The sequence below is a fragment of the Kaistella yananensis genome, from assembly GCF_026107505.2.
GTDB lineage: Bacteria > Bacteroidota > Bacteroidia > Flavobacteriales > Weeksellaceae > Kaistella > Kaistella yananensis.
On record NZ_JAPCHZ010000002.1, the window covers coordinates 513,166 to 535,230 of the forward strand.

At 38.1% G+C, this 22,065-nt stretch carries 23 protein-coding genes; 3 read left to right on the plus strand and 20 right to left on the minus strand.

What is annotated here, in order from left to right; all coding sequences use genetic code 11:
• Positions 1-3: 3 nt before the first annotated feature.
• The 7 genes from OK344_RS06640 to OK344_RS06670 form a co-directional block, all read right to left on the minus strand.
• On the minus strand, positions 4-684 hold the full coding sequence (locus OK344_RS06640) for a carbonic anhydrase (RefSeq protein ID WP_265144037.1): 681 nt from the start codon (positions 682-684) through the stop codon (positions 4-6).
• A gap of 125 nt (positions 685-809) precedes the next feature.
• A complete protein-coding gene (locus tag OK344_RS06645; RefSeq protein WP_265144038.1) occupies positions 810-1,364 on the minus strand; it encodes a serine acetyltransferase in 555 nt (184 codons plus the stop codon).
• Positions 1,365-1,387: 23 nt separating this feature from the next.
• Positions 1,388-2,569 (minus strand): glycosyltransferase, encoded by a 1,182-nt coding sequence (locus OK344_RS06650; protein WP_265144039.1) that lies wholly within the window; start codon positions 2,567-2,569, stop codon positions 1,388-1,390.
• Positions 2,570-2,614: 45 nt separating this feature from the next.
• Positions 2,615-3,175 carry an acyltransferase gene (locus tag OK344_RS06655; RefSeq protein WP_265144040.1) on the minus strand — a complete coding sequence of 187 codons (561 nt, stop codon included), beginning with the start codon at positions 3,173-3,175 and terminating at the stop codon, positions 2,615-2,617.
• Positions 3,175-4,350 (minus strand): glycosyltransferase, encoded by a 1,176-nt coding sequence (locus OK344_RS06660; RefSeq protein ID WP_265144041.1) that lies wholly within the window; start codon positions 4,348-4,350, stop codon positions 3,175-3,177. The genes OK344_RS06655 and OK344_RS06660 overlap by 1 nt, the downstream gene beginning before the upstream one ends.
• Positions 4,340-5,401, minus strand: a complete 1,062-nt coding sequence (locus OK344_RS06665) for an acyltransferase family protein (protein ID WP_265144042.1) — start codon at positions 5,399-5,401, stop codon at positions 4,340-4,342. The genes OK344_RS06660 and OK344_RS06665 overlap by 11 nt, the downstream gene beginning before the upstream one ends.
• Positions 5,398-6,234, minus strand: coding sequence for a glycosyltransferase family 2 protein (locus OK344_RS06670; protein ID WP_265144043.1), 837 nt, complete (start codon positions 6,232-6,234; stop codon positions 5,398-5,400). The genes OK344_RS06665 and OK344_RS06670 overlap by 4 nt, the downstream gene beginning before the upstream one ends.
• A gap of 109 nt (positions 6,235-6,343) precedes the next feature.
• On the opposite strand from OK344_RS06670, the gene OK344_RS06675 reads away from it, so the two are divergent.
• Positions 6,344-7,117, plus strand: a complete 774-nt coding sequence (locus OK344_RS06675; RefSeq protein WP_265144044.1) for a class I SAM-dependent methyltransferase — start codon at positions 6,344-6,346, stop codon at positions 7,115-7,117.
• 3 nt (positions 7,118-7,120) lie between these two features.
• Here the strand turns inward: OK344_RS06675 and OK344_RS06680 are convergent, their stop codons facing one another.
• The 13 genes from OK344_RS06680 to OK344_RS06740 all read right to left on the minus strand — a co-directional run bounded on the left by OK344_RS06680 (position 7,121) and on the right by OK344_RS06740 (position 20,077).
• Positions 7,121-8,059 carry a glycosyltransferase family 2 protein gene (locus tag OK344_RS06680; RefSeq protein WP_265144045.1) on the minus strand — a complete coding sequence of 313 codons (939 nt, stop codon included), beginning with the start codon at positions 8,057-8,059 and terminating at the stop codon, positions 7,121-7,123.
• A gap of 34 nt (positions 8,060-8,093) precedes the next feature.
• Positions 8,094-9,098 carry a glycosyltransferase family 2 protein gene (locus OK344_RS06685; protein WP_265144046.1) on the minus strand — a complete coding sequence of 335 codons (1,005 nt, stop codon included), beginning with the start codon at positions 9,096-9,098 and terminating at the stop codon, positions 8,094-8,096.
• The gene (gene asnB, locus OK344_RS06690) at positions 9,041-10,840 is read right to left on the minus strand and encodes an asparagine synthase (glutamine-hydrolyzing) (protein ID WP_265144047.1); all 1,800 of its coding nucleotides are present in this window, start codon (positions 10,838-10,840) and stop codon (positions 9,041-9,043) included. Before asnB ends, OK344_RS06685 begins: the two co-directional genes overlap by 58 nt.
• A 2-nt stretch (positions 10,841-10,842) precedes the next feature.
• Entirely contained in the window at positions 10,843-11,664 is an 822-nt protein-coding gene (locus tag OK344_RS06695) for an FkbM family methyltransferase (RefSeq protein WP_265144048.1), read from the minus strand.
• 11 nt (positions 11,665-11,675) lie between these two features.
• Positions 11,676-12,635 (minus strand): hypothetical protein, encoded by a 960-nt coding sequence (locus OK344_RS06700; RefSeq protein ID WP_265144049.1) that lies wholly within the window; start codon positions 12,633-12,635, stop codon positions 11,676-11,678.
• A complete protein-coding gene (locus tag OK344_RS06705; protein WP_265144050.1) occupies positions 12,632-13,423 on the minus strand; it encodes a glycosyltransferase family 2 protein in 792 nt (263 codons plus the stop codon). Before OK344_RS06705 ends, OK344_RS06700 begins: the two co-directional genes overlap by 4 nt.
• Positions 13,420-14,256, minus strand: a complete 837-nt coding sequence (locus tag OK344_RS06710; protein WP_265144051.1) for a glycosyltransferase — start codon at positions 14,254-14,256, stop codon at positions 13,420-13,422. Before OK344_RS06710 ends, OK344_RS06705 begins: the two co-directional genes overlap by 4 nt.
• On the minus strand, positions 14,253-15,068 hold the full coding sequence (locus OK344_RS06715) for a glycosyltransferase family 2 protein (RefSeq protein ID WP_265144052.1): 816 nt from the start codon (positions 15,066-15,068) through the stop codon (positions 14,253-14,255). Before OK344_RS06715 ends, OK344_RS06710 begins: the two co-directional genes overlap by 4 nt.
• A gap of 3 nt (positions 15,069-15,071) precedes the next feature.
• Positions 15,072-16,004, minus strand: coding sequence for a glycosyltransferase (locus tag OK344_RS06720; RefSeq protein WP_265144053.1), 933 nt, complete (start codon positions 16,002-16,004; stop codon positions 15,072-15,074).
• A gap of 163 nt (positions 16,005-16,167) precedes the next feature.
• Positions 16,168-16,950, minus strand: coding sequence for a class I SAM-dependent methyltransferase (locus OK344_RS06725; RefSeq protein ID WP_265144054.1), 783 nt, complete (start codon positions 16,948-16,950; stop codon positions 16,168-16,170).
• Between the two features lie 4 nt (positions 16,951-16,954).
• Positions 16,955-18,187 carry an ABC transporter ATP-binding protein gene (locus tag OK344_RS06730; RefSeq protein WP_265144055.1) on the minus strand — a complete coding sequence of 411 codons (1,233 nt, stop codon included), beginning with the start codon at positions 18,185-18,187 and terminating at the stop codon, positions 16,955-16,957.
• A gap of 26 nt (positions 18,188-18,213) precedes the next feature.
• The gene (locus tag OK344_RS06735) at positions 18,214-19,062 is read right to left on the minus strand and encodes an ABC transporter permease (protein ID WP_265144056.1); all 849 of its coding nucleotides are present in this window, start codon (positions 19,060-19,062) and stop codon (positions 18,214-18,216) included.
• A gap of 37 nt (positions 19,063-19,099) precedes the next feature.
• Positions 19,100-20,077, minus strand: a complete 978-nt coding sequence (locus OK344_RS06740; protein ID WP_265144058.1) for a hypothetical protein — start codon at positions 20,075-20,077, stop codon at positions 19,100-19,102.
• 206 nt (positions 20,078-20,283) lie between these two features.
• Between OK344_RS06740 and rimP the strand changes: the two genes are divergently transcribed.
• Entirely contained in the window at positions 20,284-20,751 is a 468-nt protein-coding gene (gene rimP, locus OK344_RS06745) for a ribosome assembly cofactor RimP (protein ID WP_265144059.1), read from the plus strand.
• A 59-nt stretch (positions 20,752-20,810) separates the two neighbouring features.
• Positions 20,811-22,058: a transcription termination factor NusA gene (nusA, locus tag OK344_RS06750; RefSeq protein ID WP_265144060.1), complete on the plus strand. Its 1,248-nt coding sequence runs from the start codon at positions 20,811-20,813 to the stop codon at positions 22,056-22,058.
• The last annotated feature ends 7 nt before the right edge of the window (positions 22,059-22,065 follow it).

Below are 22,065 nucleotides of genomic sequence, written 5' to 3' on the forward strand. Positions count from 1 at the left end.
AAATCAGAGAAGGTTTTTATTCTTCTTTCTACTCATCACCCATTCAGAGTTGGTTAAATTGTATATTTTCTGAATGTCTTTCAGGATACTTTCAAAATCAATTTCCAGATCGATGATTTTTCCAGTTTTCAAATCGAAGACCCAACCGTGAACGATCGGATATTCGTCTATCAAATATTGTTCCTGTACTACGGCCATTTTGATCACGTTGATGCACTGTTCCTGCACGTTCAGTTCTACAAGGCGGTCGTAACGTTTGTGCTCGTCGGTAATCGCATCCAGTTCTGTCTGGTGCAGCCTGTACACATCGCGGATATTTCGCAGCCAGGGATTCATCAGTCCCAGATCCTGCGCCGTCATCGCTGCTTTTACACCGCCACAACCGTAATGTCCGCACACAATAATATGTTTTACCTTTAAATGTTCCACTGCGTACTGAATCACCGCGGTAGCACTCATATCTAAGGTGTTTACCAAGTTGGCTACGTTTCGGGTTACAAATACTTCGCCAGGTTTTAAACCCATCATTTCTTCTGCTGAAACTCTGCTGTCGGAACAACCGATGTACAGATATTCAGGAGTTTGTGAGGCTGAAAGGATTTTGAAAAAATCTGGATTTTCGGCCAATTTAGATTCCACCCACTTTTTATTATTTTCGAAAATAACTTCATACGATTTTTTCATAGCTTAATTTTTGTGAGATTATACTATTTTGTAGTTGTTATTTGCAAAAGCAATAGATGGAATCAATTATTTTGCAAATGTAAAGTATAGAAATTTAAATCCCGAATATTTAACAGATTTTAATATTAAATTTTATTATTAATGTAGCCCAATGTCGCATTGGTATTGCTACTGATAGTTGCGGGATTGCCAATGACCACAGAATTTGCAGGAACATCGAAATTCACATAAGCGTTCGGTGCAATCAGAACATTGTTGCCAATTGATATTTTTCCAACCAACACCGCGTTCGGACCGATCCACACTTCATCACCAATCACGGGAACGCCTTCATTTTTGCCGCGGTTGGCCTGTGCGATGGTTACGCCTTGTGCAATGTTGCAGTTCCGGCCGATTTTAGCTTTGGGATTAATAACGAGCGCGCCCCAGTGCCCCAAATAAAAACCTTCGCCAATCTCGGTTTCAGGATAGATTTGAAAGCCGTATTTTATTTGATGATGCCGCAAAACAAGCCTCCAGAATGCTCCCAGAAAAGATTTTTTTCTGTATTGCTGGCATTTTCTCAGAATGTAAATAAAGTGAAGGTTCGGATTGATGCATTTTGCCCAAATCTCCGGAGATGAAAGCATTTTGCCGCTTTCACGGTAAAAATCTTTCTGTATGGTGGTGTAGTTGGACATAACGCAAATTTAAGTGAAAGGTTTTAAAGATCATCAATAATCTTAATGATTGATTGCACTGAATTTTCAAGAGTAAAAGGCATTTTGTAGGTGTTCAGTTCTTGAGCATACGCATTAAAACTTTCAGGTTGGGTGAGTGCTTTTTTCATTCCATCGTAAATTCCCTTTTCGGAATTTTCTACAATAAGTCCTAATTTTCCGTTTTCCAGCATTTCGCTAACTCCCGAAACTTCGGTGGCGATAATTTTCTTTTTTAAAGTAATTGCTTCAAATAAAACCGTCGGAAAGCCTTCATATCTCGAACTTAGAACAAAGAAATCCGCATTGCTGATGTGTGGATAAGGATTATCGGTAAAGCCCGTCATTTCTGCAGTATCAACTACACCAAGATCAGATTTCAGTTTTTTGATGTTTTCAAAATCGTAACCATCGCCTACTATTTTTATGTGGTGATGAAAGCCCTCATCGAGGAGACGTTTATGAACTTTGAGCAGCCGGTCGAACCCCTTCTGCGGAAAAACAGTTCCCACAGAAACGAAGACAGGTTGCCGGTTGCTGGTTTCTGGTTGTTTGTCTCGGCTCTTGACTCTTGGTTCTTGGCTCTTTCTAAGAATTTCCTCTGTATCCAATGGATTATAAATACGGACAATCCGACTCTTTTCATTTTCATTCTTCGCAAGTGATTCAAAATCTTTCTGAATGTGCTCAGAAATCACCATTATTTTATCAAAACCGAAAAACTTTCGGATTTCGTTATCGGTGTAGTTGTGAAATTGCGTTTTCCGTAAATCATTATGAATCCAAACGATTTTTTTTGAGCTTTTTAATGGGGAATTTAATATTTCATCGCGAAATCCGTGGATCGCAGCAAATTCGATATCATATTTTTTGTTTTTTAAAATCGTGGAGTAGAGCAGTTTCGGAAACTTCTTTAAAACAAACTGATACATCACGCGGAAAGTTTTTACCGGAATATCCTGAGGCCTGTTGGTGGTAATCATTTCCCCTTTGTTGAGGTAAAGAACATTAATCCAACCTGGAATTTCAGTCAAATATTTTCCGGAATACAAATTCAGGAGAAGATCGATTTCGTATTTATCGTCCGGAAGGTTTTTAAGAAAAGTCGCCAATACCTTTTCTGCGCCGCCATGACGCAGAGAACCGATTCGGATGAGGATTTTCTTCTTTTCAGTATGGTTTTCCATTCTTTACCCTTTCCTTTGATATTGCTTTGACATTCTTTGGCGCTATTATTTCACCGGTTTGTAAACATGAGGAAGATATTGCCTGATGTAACTTTCAAGCTGTGCGCGGTTAGACTCAAGCTCCCGGGGATAATCCGTGTTGTTTTTTAAAGCTTTGTGACCGTATTCATCTATGGTACAGATCAATTTAGCCGGCACGCCTGCAAAAACGGAATTGGCGGGCATGGATGAATTTAGAACCGAGCCTGCGCCTAAAATACAGTTGTCGCCTATTTCTACTCCCGGGAGGATGGTACAGTTATTTCCAATAAAGCAATTTCTGCCGATTTTTATTCTGCCGAAATTTCTGGCATCCTGATATTTTTCCATCGAGCGAATTACGTACATTGCCCCATCATGATTAATAAAAGTGCAGTTTGCGGTGATTTTTGTACGGTCGCCGATTTCTATTAAAAATGGTTCTGAACCAAATTTAGGAGCTTCAATAAAAATTACGTCTTTGCCCACCTTTAAGCCCCGGGATTTACATATTTCGATATAGGCTTTGTCCCGGAACCGGCGGATAAGATCTTCGGTTTTCAGAATGACTCTGTAAAGGAAATTCATTATTTCGTTTTTACTAAATTAAGAATGATTTCTTCAACTTTATTAAAAATCTTTCGGTTATCGAACTGTTCTTCTATATTAATGAGGTTGTGTTTCAAGTTTTGAACAAAGGTTTCGTCGTTTAAGAATTTCTTCATCGCCTCATAGATTTCTGAGGTTTCGTAACGGATCAGGTGGCCGGTTTTGCCGTCCTCAATCATAAGCTCAACATCGCCAACCCTTGTTGCTATAATAGGTTTCTGCAAAATAAGTGCTTCAGAAATTACCAGAGGCCAAGCTTCAGATTCGGAAGGCAAAATGAAGAAATCTGCATTTTTAATGTATGGGTACGGATTCATTTTGTTGCCGGCGAGAATAAAAGTTTCTTCAACGCCAAGCTTTTTCTGCTGAGCCAAGAGGTTCTGAAGCTCTTCTCCGTCGCCAATAATTACTACCGAATGTCCGAAGCCTTCTTTTAAAAGCTTGTGATGCGCGTCCATCAGTTTATGGTAGCCTTTTCTGGTGTGAAGCCTGCCCACGGAAACAAAAACCGGTCTGTTTTTAAAATCGGGAATTTTTTCTTCACTCTTTTTCCTTATTTCGTCGACAGGAACAGCGTTGATTATCACGCTTTCCGGCGGATATTGGAGGTTGGGATAAGTGCGGTGCATAATCTGCATGATTTTTTCTGAGCAGTACACCATGTGATCGAACTGAGGAAAATGTCTGAGAATTTTGGGAACGAGTGGCTGAAGTTTTGGCAAATCAATCTCAGAGTGGAACCACCCGATTTTTTTAGAATTTTTATTGCTGGATTGTAAAACCGACTCAAAATCATTATAAGTCATGGCGATTTCGATATCGTATTGGTCTTTTAGGATTTCGTGGTGGATCTTTTCAGGGTTTTTTCTGAATTTCCTGAGCTTGAATTTTCTCTGTAACAGCTGAACTTTTTGCAGAAATGTATTCGATGAGAGGTCTTCTTTACCTTTTGCCAGAAAAACTTTCTTTACATGCGGCGGAAATTCGTTTCGAAGTTCCCCCTGATTGAGATTCAGCAAAACAGTCATTTCAAATTTTTCAGGATCCAGATTATTCAGAATACTGAGCATCACTTTTTCAACTCCACCCATTTCCATGGAACGGTGGCGAAAGAGGATCTTGATTTTCGGTGAAACGGAATTTTTATTTCGCATATTTTTTTCTGATCCATAAATTTAAAGGCTCCTCGATATATTTAAACATCAGTATCGATAAACCGGTGATGAGCATGAAGATGACCGCGACATTTTCCGCAATATAGTCATAAATGAGCACAGGAATAAAGCCTTTATGAATAAGATAAAAGACATAAGAACTTTTTCCCAGCAAAACCATGGTGTCTGTTGACAAAAAACGGCTTACAATGGTGCGTTCGTGGATGAGTCCCCATAATAAAGGTGCGATCCCAAACACGGATAAAGTGATTACCATCAAGGCTCGGATAAGATCAGAACTGCCGTAACCGAAAGGATTTAGGAAAAGGTAGAGCAGTATAAAACCAATCCCAAAGTAGGTCACCCAACTCGTGTCAAATTTTATTTTTGTATGTTTTTTAATGAGTAAAGCGAGTCCCATACCAGCGAAAAACTCAAAAATAAACACCGCAATATTATTCTGCATAAAACCCCATGGATTTGGTGTTAAACCGGCCAAATACTTCAGGGTTACCCCAAAAATAAAGATAAGAAACGGCAAAATATAAAACCACTTCCGGTTTTTTTTAATTAAAATGAAAAAGAACGGGGCGCTGAAGTAAAAGAGCTCTTCAAGGGTTAAAGTCCAACCCTGCGAAATCCCCGCCGTGAAAAAATACTGCCTGAAAAGTGCTTTGGTCATGGTGAAGCTCAAAACTGCTTCCACTGTTTTTTCGCTACTCCAGAACTGATTTCTGATTAAAAAATCTACAAAAACACCAATTGTAATCAGGAAATACATTGGATAAATCCTTGAAAACCTGTTAACTGCATATTTTTTGAATTGCAGCGGAGTCTGATCATAATACCGGTAGGTAATTAGAAATCCGCTGAGGACAAAAAACATGTCGACACCGATATGCCATTCTCTGATAAAATTTTTAAGCAAATCCGGAGCTGCAGGATTGTTGTAAGGAAAAAAATGAAGCACAAAAATCATCCATGCGGCAATGGCGCGAAACCCTGAGAGTGCAGGCATTATCCCTTGAGTATTGCTGTTGGTTTGTTTCATGAAAATTTCTGAAAAAACATTTTAAGTTTTTTTATCAAACGGAAAGGAATTTTGTTTTGGTAATTCAGTAAATCAAAAATTTCCTGCGCATTGTGGTAGGTTTCGGGAACTTTTTTACCATGAATGGTTTTTAAACCCCTTCTCTGCATGCTGTCCAAAATTACTTTCCCCCAGTATTCGTAAGATTTTTTCTTATTGTCGTTCTGCGAAATACCTCTGGAATGGGTGCGGTACAGGTAATTGATTTCATTGATGAATTTAAAATTACCTCTTTCATACATTTTCAAATAGAGATCCTGATCTTCGGAGATTCTTAATTCGGGATTCATCTTTTCGGTCTGTAAATAAATATTTCTCCTGAAACATACGAAATGATTAACTACAATAGGGCAGTTAAAGAAATAAGGATCTCCGTTTACAATCTGTTTGGTAGATTTTGAAGGCTGCAACGGCTGAAGATCTTTATCGCATTTCATTAACCTGGAATACGTGAGCACCGTTTTCGGATTATTTCTGAACACTGCGACCGCATTTTCGATGGCTTTTGGCAGAATTGCATCGTCGGGATCCACGAAACCACAGATATCGCCTGTTGTCAGTTCGATGAGTTTTGCTTTGATGACGCCCACGCCTTCATTCTGCGGATGTTCATAAATCCGGAACCGGTCATCTTCACCAATCATTTCGCGGATAATTTGTAGGGAATCGTCGGTGGACTTATCATCAAGGATAATCACTTCCCAATCGGTATACGTCTGTGAGAGGATGGATTGGTAGCAGTCGCGGAAGAATTTTCCGTTGTTAAAATTGGCGACAAGGACAGAAAATTTCATTATTTTCATGGTATTAAATGAGCAGCAGCATCAAACTCTCTATTACAAATATAATCGGTTTTCCCGATGTTTAGGAATTTTACTTATTTTTGTTGAATAAACATCACAAGTGGGCGAATTAAAACGAGTTACAAAGACTTTGGTGGGCTATCTCCAGCGCCCCGATCTGTACCCGGAACTGGGCAGAAAAATCATCAAAAATATTTTCAAACGGAACAGTGCTTTCAGAGGGAAAGAAAAAACCAATGTGTGGGCAACTCAGCGTGCCGTGAGCCAGGAACAAGCTATTCAAAAACTTTTTGGCAAGACAGCAGTGCCTTTTGCAGAACAATTCCGGACGGTTTATGACGAATCAGTGAGAAGACAAGAGGAATGCCCTGTGAAAATGGGTGGCGCCGGTGCCCTTGAACTGATTTATGAAGCCTGTGAATTTACTGATGCGAAATCTGTAGTGGAAACCGGTGTAGCTTACGGTTGGTCTTCATTGGCTGCTCTGCTGTCTTTGGAAAAAAGAGGAGGAACACTTTACAGTTCAGATATGCCCTATCTGGGACAGAACGGTGATCAATATGTGGGTTATGTTGTTCCGGAAAAATTGAAGAAAAGCTGGAAACTTTTCCGTCATGCCGACCGAGAGTCTTTACCGAGAATCTTCGGTGAAACACAGGAAATTGATGTGGTGCATTATGATTCCGATAAAGCCTATGATGGCATGATGTGGGCTTACAGTCAGCTTTATCCGCGATTAAGGAAAGGCGGTGTATTCATCAGCGACGACATCAATAACAACTCTGCCTTTCAGGATTTTTGTGAGAAAAACGGGATTGAGCCGACGGTGGTGGATTTTGAAGGGAAGTTTGTGGGTGTTTTTGTGAAGAACTAGAACTCAGAACAGTTCTTTCCGAAAATTAATATTATACAGTCCACTTCTAATACTCCTGAAATCTTTTACCAGATATTTCAAAACCATCCCCCATTTTTTTAGGAACGGCGCATTCGCAATTTCAAAACTTCTGTGAATTCTTTTGATGTGCAGCAGTTGTTCCTTAGGCATTTTAGGTTCATTTTGTGCCCAGTTTTTCAGATGTTTCCAAAGCAAAACTCTTGTTGACGCCGGTTTTACTTTTCCGGAATCAACTTGGGAAATCCGGTTGCTTTCGTGCACGCCCCGAACGGCGACAGGTTCGTCCAAAATCCCCGGATAAAGTTTGGTATAAAAGGCAAGCCGCATCAGAAAATCTGTGTCCTGGTGAAGTTTCAAATCGGTTTTCATCAACGCGTCCATTTTGTCTAATGCAGATTTTCTGATCGTTAAAGCATCGATGCTGAACAATCCGAAACTTCCACGCATACCGATGAGCCCGGGAAAAACGTCTTTGGCCGGATGGTTTTTGTAAACCGTCGTCAATCTATCTTGGTAAATATTGAAATATTGTTCTTTCGCCTTCTCGGACCAATAATGAACTCCGATTGCACCATACACACCTTCTACCTCAGGGTTTTTGAAAAGTTCTCTTTCTGCATCAAAACGGTTCGGCAGGTAAAAATCGTCGGCATCCAGAAATGCGATGTAGTCGCCAGATGCCGCTTTTATTCCAAGGTTCCGGGAGGCTCCCGCTCCGTGATTTCCTTTATCTGGATGCTGAAAAAGTTTTACCCTTTCGTGCTTTTCGGCCAAAGTTTTACAAACTTTCAAAGCGTTGTCTGGGGATTTATCTTCTACCAAAATCACTTCAAAAACCTCATCAAACTGCAGCGCAGATTCTACCGCATTGGTGACGTATTTTTCAGCATTGTAAACGGGAATGATAACAGAGATTTTCATGCGGAAACGTGCGAATATAGTTAATTGATATAATTTACCTTTTTAGGACAGTGAAACGGTATCTGGTCTTCAGGATTTCCGGTTTAAAGAGAGCATTAAAAAAAAACGGTACATATTTTTTCCAACCTTTTTTCAAAGATAATTGAAAAGATTTTCTTTTCAGCAAAATATGATTTCTAAATTTTCCAGGTAAGTCTTTGTCCTTAGACCATTGAAAAACAGAATCCCACAGCAGTAACTGTCTTTGGTTGTATAAGTCGGAATACTGTTGGATTTTGGTGATCCGGTTGTCATCATGAACTCCGCGAATGGCAACCGCTTCGGTGATATTTCCAGATTTTAAATGACTGTGATATGCCAGTTTAATGATGAAATCGCTGTCCTGATGAACCCTAAGTTTTTCGTTGAACTTTAGATTATTTTTTCTGATGCTTTTATTCCGGACTGTCAATCCGTTGAGGTGGAAAAAAGTACCGAAATCGTTTTTCAATCCCAATAATCCAAAAAAAACATCTTTTCCCTCCGCGTGTTTTTTGACGGTTGTCAATTCGATATTTTTGAATTTTTCCCGAAATTCCGCCTTTCCTTTTTCGGAATAGAATTCCGTTCCGATCGCATTGAAAACCCCATCGATTTTTTCGTTCTTAAAAATTTCCTTTTCCGCTTCGAAACGGTTCGGAAGATAATAATCATCGGCATCCAAGAAAGCAATAAACTCTTGAGTTGCTTTTTCCAATCCCAAATTTCGGGTTGCCCCCGCTCCATGATTTCCATGATCAGGATGTTGAAAAAGTTTTACTTTGGGATATTCGGTTTGCAAAGTTCTGCACAACGCTAAGGAATTATCTATTGAAGCATCCTCAACCAAAAGAATTTCCTTCACCTCATCTAAATTCACAGCAGATTCCACCGCTTTGCGCAGGAAAGTGGAGGCGTTGTAAACAGGGATGATGACGGAAATATCCAAGATAGAATACGGATTTAGTGAATTAGTTGTTTCGTGTGATCTGCCCACAATGCCAATTGCAGGAGGTTCCAATGTTTTTTATCTCTGTTCAAATATTTTTGTGCAGTAGAAAAGTGTATGAAATCGAACACTTTCGACGATCTGTTTTTCAATAAATCATCCGACAGTTCCATCAAATTTTTTTCCTCGAACCATTTTTCTACCGAAGAACCAAATCCCTGTTTGTGTCGGTTTCTGATGGTTTCCGTCCAATAATTTCCCATTGCTTCTCGAAGGATGATTTTGTCGTTTTCGGAATCTAATTTTAGATTTTCCGGAAGTTGGATACAGAACTCTGCGAAATCTTTATCCAAAAAAGGAGTACGAACTTCCAGTGAATTTGCCATCGCCATTCGGTCGGATTTCACAAGCATATTTCCGGGCACATATTTTTCTAAATCCGTACGCATAATATCGTTCAACGAATCTGGATTTGCCTTGAAACTATACTGTTGATCATATTTTGCATTTATTCCCAATTCTGCGATTTCTTTAGAACTGAAAAAATTTCTCACGCTATTTTGATGGAAATCGAGGATGTTTTTATGTTTAATATTTTCTTTGGTTAAGTAGGAGGTTTCCCGAAATTTTCCGAACTGTTTTAATCCAAATTTATAAAAAATATTGTTGTAACTGAAATGATTTTTCAGTTGATTTTCAACACGGTAGAAACTGTAACCACCGAAAAGTTCATCTCCCACATCTCCTGCCAAAACCACTTTCAAGTGTCTTGCAGCTGCTTCGCAAATTTTAAATTGCGGAACGTAGCTCATATCTGCAAACGGTTCATCAAAAAAAGGAGAAACTTTCAATAGTTCTGTCACGATATTTCCACGGTTTTCATAAATTTCAATATGATTAGTTTTGTATTTCATGGCAATTTCATCGGCAAATTTCAACTCGCTGTCTCCACCGGAGTATCCAAAACTGATGGTGGTTTGTTTGTCTTTAAATTCATTCACCATCGCGACAATTGTGGAAGAATCTAAGCCGCCGCTTAAGAAACTTCCTACCTCAACATCGGCTACAAGTTGTTTCTGGACTGCGTTTTTCAGCAAAGATGTAAATTCTTCCTTTGCATCGGAAAGCGAAATCCCCAAATCATTTTTTGGGATTTCGTAATATCTTTCAACTGAAATATTTCCATTTGAATAAATAAGAAAATGTGCAGGGGGAAGTGTAAAAATATTAGAATAAATACTTTGATAAGTACTCACGTAACCATATTGTAAAAAATGGTAAATTGCTTCGTTATTGATTTTAGGCTCTATAAGTCCACTCGCTAAAATGGCTTGGATTTCTGAGGCGAAAATAAATTCACCATTTTTTCCGATGGCGTAGTAAAACGGTTTTTCGCCAAAGCGGTCGCGTGCGCAAAAGAGCTGTTGTTTTTCTTCGTCCCAAATCGCAAAAGCAAACATTCCGGGAAGTTTTTCCAAAAGCTTTTTGCCTTTTTTCTGATACATGGCGAGAATTAATTCGGTGTCCGAGCTGCCACGGTATGGATAGTCTGCGAAATCTTTTTTGATTTCCTGATAACCATAAATTTCACCATTGAAGACAATACATTCGTTCGCGGTATTGGAAAACATAGGCTGCTTTCCAGTTTCGGAAAGATCCACAATCGAGAGTCTGCGATGCCCGAGCGCAGCATTTTCAAAAAACTCCTGATGTTCAGCATCCGGTCCTCGGTGCGCAATGGCACGGGTCATTTTCTGAATTTCTTCAGTATAGTTTTTGGCGTTGGGGGTGATGATTCCGGCGATTCCGCACATGGTTATATTGCTTTTGGTCTTAAAATTAAATTGTCAGTTTGGTACAATTCCGGATCATCTTCTGTAAATGTTTTGTTTAATACGCGAGAGAAAATTTCGTAGTTGTTATTAAGAAAGAAGTTCAACAATAGTTCTGGGGTATAAGTACCTTCTCTCCGAATACAATTTGGTGAGAACTCAAGGAAAATGGTCGGTCTGTTTTTTAAGAAAATTTCCTTGTTCCCTAAAATGACCACCGCTTCAAATCCTTCCACATCAATTTTCACCACATGAAACTCCTGATTTTTTGGCAATGTGCTAGCAAGCGTATTAATTTTTACCAGAATTTCCGGGTTGTTTTCCCTGTTTTTGAGAAAGGAACTGGCGCCACTGTTTCCAATATGAAAATATATTTTTCTGTTTTCTTCGCGCGCTCCTATAGCGGTGTTTTGTAAAACGATATTATTATAACCGTTGGCTTTGATGCCATTCAAAAATTCCGTATAAATCAGCGGAATCGGCTCATAAGCGAAGATTTGTTTACAGTATGGAGCTAAAAGTAGGCTGTGCTGACCAATATTGCTGCCGATATCCAGAAATGTTTTTTCACTGGAAAGTTCGCTGCGGATATCATCAATAATTTCCTTTTCGTAAATACCATTTTCAAAAATATAATTATCAACAAATCCGAACTTTTTGTTGAGGAAAATCTTAGTTTTCTTTCCATTATAATTTATAGTGTACAACAACCTGTTATCCAGAAATGTTTTATTCTGTTTTCGTTTAATAAAATTGATTATGCCTTCCTGAAAGATGACTGAATTGATTGACTTTATGATCCTCATTTGTGCTTTTTTTACATAAAGACATTTTTAAACTTCTCCATCACTGGTTTTGGCAGAAACTTTTCGTAAGATTCCCGAGCAGAACGGGAAAGATCAGTATCCATAATAATTTGTTTCAGCTCGATGGAATTCTTATAAAGGTAGGCACTATTTCCCAATTCCATAAGATGAGCCTTCTCAGGAGAATCAGCAAAAGTGATAACGGGTTTATTTTTAAGTGCAAATTCCGCAACGGTAATTCCGAATGTTTCTCCACGCTCCCTTGCATGAAGAAGTGCGTCGCAAGTATTAATGAATTTAAGTTTGTACAGCACATCGGAACTTGGTGGTAAAAATATCATATTTTCCGCTTTCGGTTTCCACCATCTGTTTTTTGCGAATGAATCTACTCCCATGAACAGGAAATAAATGTCTTTGTATTTCCGCGCAATTTCTTCTGATGTTTTTTGCGCAAACGTTATATTGAAACTCTGTGCACCACCATAGTAACCAAATACCCTTGCGTTTCCAGGGATGCCCAGCTGTTTTTTTAAGTCTTCAGTGGTGTCTTCGGTAAAATTAATCATGTGGGGGACAAAGGGATATTTTCCCTGCGTCATTTCATCAGCAAGCCATTCTGAAACGTATGCATAAACATCACCGTGTGGCTCATAATACTTGAATACGGCATGCACGGCAGTTTTACATTCTTTGCTGAAAACGCCGTCGTTGTTTCCGTTCTTGATGGCATACATCAAATCGATGCTGTTCCTGCTGATGAACTGATCTACTTCCGAAAAATCATCATAGGCCAATACCTGGAATCGGTTTTTGAATTTTTCAATACCTAGCGCATGATTGGTTTTGCAGTTCCTGTCATAGGTGATCACCGACTCATTGCCGAGAAATTCCTCATTGAAATGTGCATAATCGTACATCGCGATTGATGTCCCGCGGTAATTAAGTTCGTTTTCGTGGAAGAGTATTTTCATTGCTGGAGACGATTTTTAAAATTCCTTATCAGTTTTTGCAGTATGTTTTCTTTGGGATGCTTTTTCAAATCATTGTGCATAAACAGACCTTCACCCTGGGCAATTTTAAAATTCTGATTTACCCACCATTCTGCAATATCCCTTTCGAAATGTTCCGACTTTTCAGCAATTTCCTGAATATTTTTTTTGAAGAAACTTTTCTTTAAGAGAAAAGGATTGTTGGTCCAGTTTGCCCATCTGCTGTTGGTAACAAAAAACCCACCTTCTTTCTGAATTTTATCAGGAAAAGCTTCAGCCGGATCGAGCCAGTACAGAGATTCTAACAAATGTGGAGCATTCACTTTATGCCATGTATCGTAATAATCCAGTTCTTTTCCTTTATGTTTCATCGAGTGAACCGGATAACCCGGGTTACTTCTGCTGCGGTAGCGCACGATATCAAAACCATTTTCCAGCATATTCAGTCCTTCCTGAAGTTGTGAAAAGACGGTTTTTTGATTTTTAATGAGTTCCCAGTCGTGTTCGAGGAAAAGGACAGTTTCATGTTTGGCATTTTTGATCAGTTTCGAGATTCCTTTTCCGATTCCGATATTTTCGTTTAATCCGATATAGTTAATGCCAAATTTTTTGGCCAGTTTTTTATCTTCAGTACTTACCTCCTGAAAAAGAATGGTGATATCTTCTGACAGGTCCAACAGTCCGTTTTTGCGGTAGGATGCCAGCGTGTTTTTCAGCGTTTTACCGCTGTTCCAGGAAAGAATGCCGATGCTGACAGGGAAATTATTCATCTTTCGGGATTACTTTTTAATTTTCTCAATATTTTATTGTGAGCCAGTCTCATATTACGCTTTGTATTATGGATGAAGGTGGAAATAGATGAAATTGTGAATTCAAGAGGTGCAGTCATTCCGAATGAAGCATAATCGAAACCGTACAGGCGTTTGTTGTCAGCCCGAATATTATTCACCATGTTAAATGGATGAACAAACTGAATAAATAAGGCTTCGCGGTCAAAAAAAGAATACTCGTTATATATCCTGTACTTACTGTGATACGGTTCTTTGATCACTGAGCCGGCCTCGTTAATCTCTTCAACTAAAGAAACGAAAGGGCTCGCCGCCATATTTACCGAGAAGACCTTTGCATTTTTTCCGTTCATTTCAAGCTGTATTCCGGTTCGCACATCTATTACCAAATCATGAACAGGTTTAAAATACTGCTGCACTGTTTGGGTAAATTTTTTGTGCAATAAATCATCATTGTCAATATCGGAGGTGATAACAAATTGAAACTGTTCTTTTTTTGTTTTTATAAAATTTATTATCCAAGGTTGCATCTGAGCAAATTCATTGATAAAAACAGGAATTAATTTGGGATATTCTTTTTGAGTAATAGTTATGACTTTTTTATACTTTGGATCTGTATTCACATCAAAGAAAACTAACCAGACAAAATCCTGGTTAATCTGATTCTTAAAAGATGGCAATGTAAATTTACGAAAAACTTCAAACCGGTGTTCATGCCATTCCTCAGAAAGCGGAGCTTTCCCATCGCGGGTTATGTTCCAGCTTTGCGTTGGAACATTGAATCGGGTAGTGATGATGTGGAGGAATGGTTTCATTTGAAGAAGCTGACTATTTTGCTGTAAATACGGTAAGGAAGACTGCTATAAATTTTATCCAGTTTCTGTTCATAAAAATCTTTACGGTTCATTGTTGTTATGTAATCCGTAAATAAATTATCGTACAAATTTTTATGTTTCATGTACACGTAATCAAATGCTTTTTTTCTCTTTTCTGATTCAGATTTTAATTTCAGCATATTGGAATTACCGTGTTTTCTGTAATTGAAAACGCAATAATCAATTTTAATTTTTTTCTTTTCAGGATATGCTGCAACCAATTGAATCCAGAATTCCCAGTCTTCATAAGCACTGGAAATATTGGAATCGAATCTAATTTTGTCGCCAATATCTTTGCGTCTTACCAAATTTGTGATAAACATTTGATTTTGCTTCAATAGATCAGAAAGAGTAAAGGTGTCGTGTAGGTGAGAATAATTCTGTGAAATGCCGAATATGGCAGCGTCTGAATAAACAAGTAAAGCATCAGAATTATTTTCCAGTATAGCTGTCATTTTTTCTAAGGCCAAAGTGTTTAATGTATCATCACCATCTAAGAATAAAAGATATTCTCCGGAAGCATCTCCTATTCCTTTGTTTCTTGCAGCTGAAACACCGCTGTTTTCCTGGTGAATATATTTAATTCTATTATCAGCAGCTGTCATTTCTTTTACCAGAACGGCGGTTTCGTCTGTAGATCCGTCATCAATGATAAGGCATTCCCAATCCGTGTAGCTTTGTGTAGTAACAGATTGTATACATTCCTGGATGTACATCGCGTTATTGTATGTCGGAATTATTACTGAAACCATATATTATAATTGACCAAATTTTTTTGAATTTTTATAAGCTGTGATATTTTTCACAAAGACCACGAAATTATTTGTGATAATTTTTATGAGCGTCCGTGGTCGAAAAATAAACTTTGTGACAATATTGGCGCTTACCAGTTTTTTGCTTGCTCTCATTTCTTTCAGGTACCCAGTTATCAAATCCAGTATAAACTTAATATCAAGATCTTGTAAATGATCTTTCAAAATTATTTCGTAAAATTTAATCTTTGCCGATCTTTTCTCTTTTTCGTTGTCGTTACGTCCGGAAATACTTAAATCTGTGACCCTAACTGATACCAAAGAGTTTTGTAAAAAAAAGATAGGCCTTTTTTTTGAGAATTCATAAATAGCTAAATAATCGGTGCCCCAAGCTAAAGGAATATTTCTAAATCCAACTTTCAGGTATTCGGCATATTTAAAAATATTCTCTGATAGTGATGCAGATATCCTACGTTGAGTAATATTCTGAAAAAAAGTCGCTGCATTACTGTTTCTATCTTGGAAAGTAAAATCTTTTATAATTGTACCATTCTTATTAATATGAATATGTGGGCTTCGGATTACAGATGAACCATCATTAATTACAGTATCTAAATTTTCATAAAATGTTTCTACAAAATTCTCACTAATCATGTCATCATCTCCCAAAATTTGGAACCACTCTTCAGTAACATTATCTAAAATACGTTTCCATTGCATCGCCAAGTTCTTGCTGCCTATATTCTCAGAATAGTCGTAATAGTTGTAATTACCGGCAGGAAAGTATTTATTAATCAAAGATTTTGGATTATCAGGACTTGCATCATTGCCAATATACAGCGTAAATCTTTTGTCTGTTTGGGCGAAAACAGATTTAAGCGTTTCTTCAAAGAACGAGATTTTGTAATAAGGAATAACAATGGCAAGTTTGTTCATTACTAAAAATAATAATACTAAATTTCTTGGGAAGCAGTTAATTTTATGACAGTTTGAATGACTATTTACTATCACTTCTAAAATAAAACATGATATAATAATCAATAATTTAGAGCTTACAGGATTATTTTGATTTATGGCTAGACCGTATTTAGCTGAATTTCTATTTTGAGACTAATGTTTTAAAGTTCTCAAAAGTTACCAGATTCAAACTTTCTTTTCGATATTTCTCCATTACATAATATTCAAAATATGGATTGTGAACGTTTGTTGAGGGGCCCAAATTTATTTTTTTTGAGATAATACCTACGCCCCAGTCGGTATCAATGCAACAACTGTATATATCTGTACGTTTTCTGGTGTTGAAAAAAGCCTTCCACGTTGTTCCATTCCAGTAACCCCCGGATGGAGACAGTCGATAATAGTAATTTTCAGCAGCGTGAAACTCCGTTGGAGGGTTGCAGTCGTGCATTACAATGAAACCATCTTCTTTCAGGTAATTTAGAGAATTGGTAATGTCTTTCTCGACCTGATCGGCTAGGTGTAATCCGTCGATGAAAACAACATCAAACTTAATTTCCGGGTTTAATATATTACCGCTCTTCAGTTTTTCAAAAAATTCATCACTAGTTAGTTTAAAATCAACATTATTTTCTTCATTTTCATAACCAGGATCCACACTGTACTTTATGGAAGCATTGATTTTGTCAAAATTATCTGCAGGATTGCGTACACCAATTTCAAGATAAGTTGTTTTTCTGTCTAATTTTTCAAGGATGAAATTAATGACCTCAAATCTTAACGGCTCTTTTTTAACCTCTTTAGCACTTTTTTCTAAAGTGATCCGATGATATTTGTCGTTCAGGTAAAGCTCAGCCAATTCAAGCTTTTTCAAATCGCTTTTATTAATGACAAGTTGATTGTCTTTTAAAAATTTTATTCTCATAATCTTATCTCCATTCAAATTTACCGAAAACCACGCCGTGATGGTAACCGCCGTGGATTGTGAATGATGATCCTGTATCTACGACATCAAAATGACATATGTTTTCTACAGAATCATATCTAAATAATTGAGGTATGTGTATAAATGATGTTATATTATAGGATCCCGAAGAGAGGAATTTAGGTTCAATGACAAGCTGATAGTTGTTTTTATTTATTTCCAAAGGGGTTTCAGCAGAAAAGACTCTTGTTTGTAACGCATCCTGTATGGTGACAAATATGTTCGCCTTTTGGATTTTTTTTAAATTATCAATTTCAAATTCGATGATAATTTCATCGTCATAATTAAATGATGTTTCCTGATTATGATTCTTGTCAAATACAGTTATTTTTTTAAACGAAATTTCCTCATTTCTTTGTTCTTTAGCAACAAATACTGCACTTCCTTTTTGCGAATTTTTTAAATAAGAATCTGTAATTAATTTGATATTTCCATGTTGTAGAATCTCTCCGTCCTTAAGGTAGATACCTGATTGACAAAGTTGTGAAACTGCTGCCATATTATGACTCACAAAGAAAACCGTCCTTCCTTCGCCCTTACTTACATCACCCATTTTGCCGAGGCATTTTTTCTGGAATTCGGCATCGCCTACCGCTAAAACTTCATCCACAATCAGGATTTCGGATTCCAAATGTGCGGCAACTGCAAAAGCCAGACGGACGTACATTCCGGAAGAATAACGTTTCACAGGCGTATCAATATATCTTTCAACGCCAGAAAAGTCTACGATTTCATCAAATTTTCGGGTAATTTCTTTTCTGGTCATCCCAAGGATTGCGCCGTTCAAATAGATGTTTTCGCGGCCCGTCATTTCGGGGTGGAAGCCGGTTCCCACTTCTAAAAGCGAGGCAATACGGCCGTTGGTGTAAATTTTTCCGGTGGTGGGTTTGGTGACTTTACTTAATAATTTCAGCAGCGTGGATTTTCCCGCACCGTTTCTGCCGATAATTCCTACCGCGTCGCCCTGTTCAATCTCAAAATTGATGTCGCGCAGGGACCATACATATTCACTTTCACCTTTGGAGGTTCGGTCATTGGATTCTCCAATTTTCAGGTATGGATCTTCCTTGCCGCGGATCTGCGCCCAGAAACGGTTCAGGTCGTGCGAGAGCGTGCCGGTTCCTACCTGGCCCAGGCGGTATTGTTTTGATATATTTTCTGCTTTTAATGCGAGCATCTTTTGGCTGAGGTTTAGGGTAAGGATTAAACAGTGTCCATGAAACTTTTTTCCACTTTGTTAAACACGACAGTTCCTATGGCCAACAATGCAAAGATAATTACGGAACTGGTGAGGAGCATTACGGGTGAGAAATCTCCGGAACCCAGCCAGCCGTATTTAAAACATTCGAAAATTCCTGTGAGTGGATTATACATGGCGATTTTTTTCCAGATGCCTGAAAGTGACGAAAGCGGATAAATTACCGGTGTGGCATACATAAAAAGGCTCACCCCAAATCCGAGAAGCATCTGCAGGTCGCGGTATTTTGTAGTGAGCGACGAAATAATCATTCCTGCGCCCATTGCAAATGCAGCCATCAATATTATTAATAAGGGTGTTGCAAGTAACCATACATTTGGAGTGATATCACCTTTGTTCAAATAATAGAGCCAGACCAGAAGGAAAAGTAAAAACTGTACTCCAAACCGCATTAGATTGGAAATTACAATCGTGATCGGCATTACAAGCCGCGGGAAATATACTTTCCCAAAAATTGCAGCATTCGCTGTGAAAACACTGGAGGCGCTGGTTAAGGAAGTAGAGAAGTAATTCCAAAGTGTCACCCCGGAAAGATAAAAGAGAATCTGCGGCAAACCGTCTGTTGAAAGACCTGCAATCTTACCGAAAACCACGACAAAAACAATGGTGGTTAAAATGGGATTGATGAAAAACCACACAGGTCCCAGAATCGTCTGTTTGAACGATGAAACGAAATCCCGCTTGACAAACATGTACACCAAATCCCTGTATCGCCAGACTTCGCCGAGTTTCAGGTCGAACATGGAATGGTCAGCTTCAATGGTTTCGGTCCACTGCTGTTTTGGGTCGCTCATTTGTGAAAGAATAAATTTTTATCAAAAATAAGGTAAATTATTGGAATTTTTTGGTATCAGTGCGACTCAGGAAGAGGGATGTAAGAAATAACGGGATATAAAGCCGTGTTTCGTAAAGAATTCCCGCGTAAAAACACATGGCAATATATGGTATAGAAAGAAGATGGAAAACAATGATGTTGTTGAAGGCTTTCTTGTCTTTCGTAAGCATAAGGGGAAGAACAAAAAATACCGCCCAAAACAAAAGTCCCAGAATGTTTTTGGGTTGAGAAAAATTCTGAAAAAGGAGATTTCCGTCATTCGTGGTGAAACTGCCGTTCATCAGCCGCATTCCAAAATAAGTCAGGATGAAAGTGATTCCCAAAACCGCTACAGGAATCAAAGTTTCCTTTTTCAATCCAAATTCCGAGTACAGTAAAGTTCCGGCGAGTGCAAGTGATAATGCAGATGATTCTCTGTTCAACGTAGAAACCGCCATCATCAAAACTAAGATTATCAGATTTGATACTTCGTTTTTTTCCAGATATCTGAGGAGGGACAGGAAAAAAAGGAGGAGGAAAAAGTAACTGGAAATATCGTAGGGAACAATCACAAACTGCGAGAATGCTGTTGCGAAAACAGCTACCGCGATCATCAGCAACTTTTCCGAAGATGTGGCGACGAAATTTTTAGTTTCCGTAATTAAAACCATCATAGCGGAGCTTAAAATCAGAAAAAAAGTGTTGAGGAGAAAGAAGGAAAGATACATTTTCGGTTCTGCATCTGCGTCGAAAAATTTCAGTTTAAAGATTGAATAATCAATATTTAAAGTAGATAAAAATTCATAAATCCAGATTAATAAATATCCGCTTAAAATTCGGTGCTGGTAAATTCCGGAACCGAACTGTTGCTGAAATTCTGCGTAATTTAAAATCTTTGAAGAATAAATACTTCCAAATGACAAATACACAAAACTATTGATCAGGAAAGCCAATAATGTTGCGAAAACGAGTTTGGAAAATAAATTTAGTTTCAATTCAGGTGTTTTTTTAATAGAGAAATACTGTCTTCCGTCGATCGTTGCAAATATAAATAATTTACCGCTTGTTGCCTGATTGGGAATCAGTGATTCTTTAGAGAGTTTGCAGTGTTATCAAAAATTTGTATATTTGCATCGGATTTACGGATAAACATGAAAAGGCCTTCGCAAGAATGCCTTTTTTCGTAACTCAAATGAAAGATATGGAATTTAGAAAGAAGATAGAAGAGCTGCTGGGCAGTTTTCTGGAAGAAAGAGAAGATTTGTTTCTGGTCGATTTGAAATTTTCGGCGGCAGATGATATTACGGTTATTCTTGACGGTGATCAGGGGGTTACCCTGCAGGATTGCCTGGATGCAAGCCGCGCTATCGAATTTAATATGGATCGTGAGGAACACGATTTTTCTCTCCAGGTAATGAGTGCCGGATTAAGCGAACCTTTAACTACGCCGCGACAGTACAGAAAAAATATTGGCCGCGAACTCGATCTTTTAATGACAGATACTACGAAGATTGAAGGTGAGCTTGCAAAAGTTGATGATGATAAAATCACCCTTATTTTAAGATACCGTAAACCTAAAGAGGTAGGAAAAGGAAAAGTAGATGTGGTGGAAGAGAAGGAAATTCCGTACACTGAAATTAAAAAAGCACTGGTAACAATAAAATTTTAATAACAAAAAGATGAAGAAAAGGCTTCGCGCCCTACATTCATTATATATCACTTATACATATGGACGGTTTAGCATTAATTGAAGCATTTGGCGATTTCAAAGAAGAAAAAAGCATCAGCAAGATTGATCTGATGGCGATTATTGAAGACTCGCTCAAAACTTTATTAAGAAAACGATTTGATTCCGATGATCATTTCGATGTTATTGTAAACCCTGATAAAGGGGATTTCCAAATATTTTTAAATAAAACCATCGTTGAAGACGAGATGTCTGAAGATGATGATTTAGAAATCGAGATTTCTGAAGCAAAGAAAATTGACCCTACTTTCGAAGTAGGTGAAGATTTTACCGTTGAAATCCCGATCGAAAAACTGGGAAGAAGAAGTATTCTTACTTTAAAGCAGATTTTATCAACCAAACTTCAGGAGCATAACAATGCCATGCTGTACGAAGAGTTCAAGGATAAGATTGGCGAAATTGTTGTTGGTGAAGTGCACCACATCCGTCACAAACACGTGATTTTAATTGATGACGAGGATAACGAATTCATCCTTCCGAAAGAAAACCAAATTCCTTCTGATTTCTTCAAAAAAGGAGAAAACGTACGTGCGATCGTAGAAAGTGTAGATTTCAAAGGCTCGAAACCACAGATCATTGTTTCAAGAACCGCTCCTAAATTCCTCGAGAAACTGCTTGAACTTGAAATTCCTGAGATTCAGGACGGTACCATCATTCTTAAGAAAGTGGTGAGAATCCCTGGTGAAAAAGCGAAGATCGCGGTAGATGCTTATGATGACAGAATTGATCCGGTAGGAGCATGTGTCGGCGTTAAAGGATCAAGAATTCACGGCGTAGTACGCGAACTTAAAAATGAAAATATTGATGTAATTCAGTGGTCTAAAAACCCTGAAATTATGGTGAAAAGAGCCTTAGGAAACATTACCATCAATAAAATTGAAATTAATCCGGAGAATATGTATGCCATGGTTTACACGCCTGTAGAAGAAATTTCACGGGTAATCGGAAAGCAGGGACAGAACATCAGACTTGCTTCATGGTTAAGCGGATATGAAATTGATGTGTACAGAGAAGCCAGCGAAGACGATGACGTAGAACTGAAAGAATTTGCAGGTACCGAAGAAGGCGATATCGAACAGTGGATTATCGACGAATTCGAGAAAGTAGGTCTTACCACAGCAAAAAGTATATTAGATAAAGATACCGAAGCGCTTCTGAAAATGGTAGACCTCGAAGAAGAAACGATTGAAGAAGTAAAACAGATTTTGAAGGAGGAGTTTGAAGACTAATCCTTGA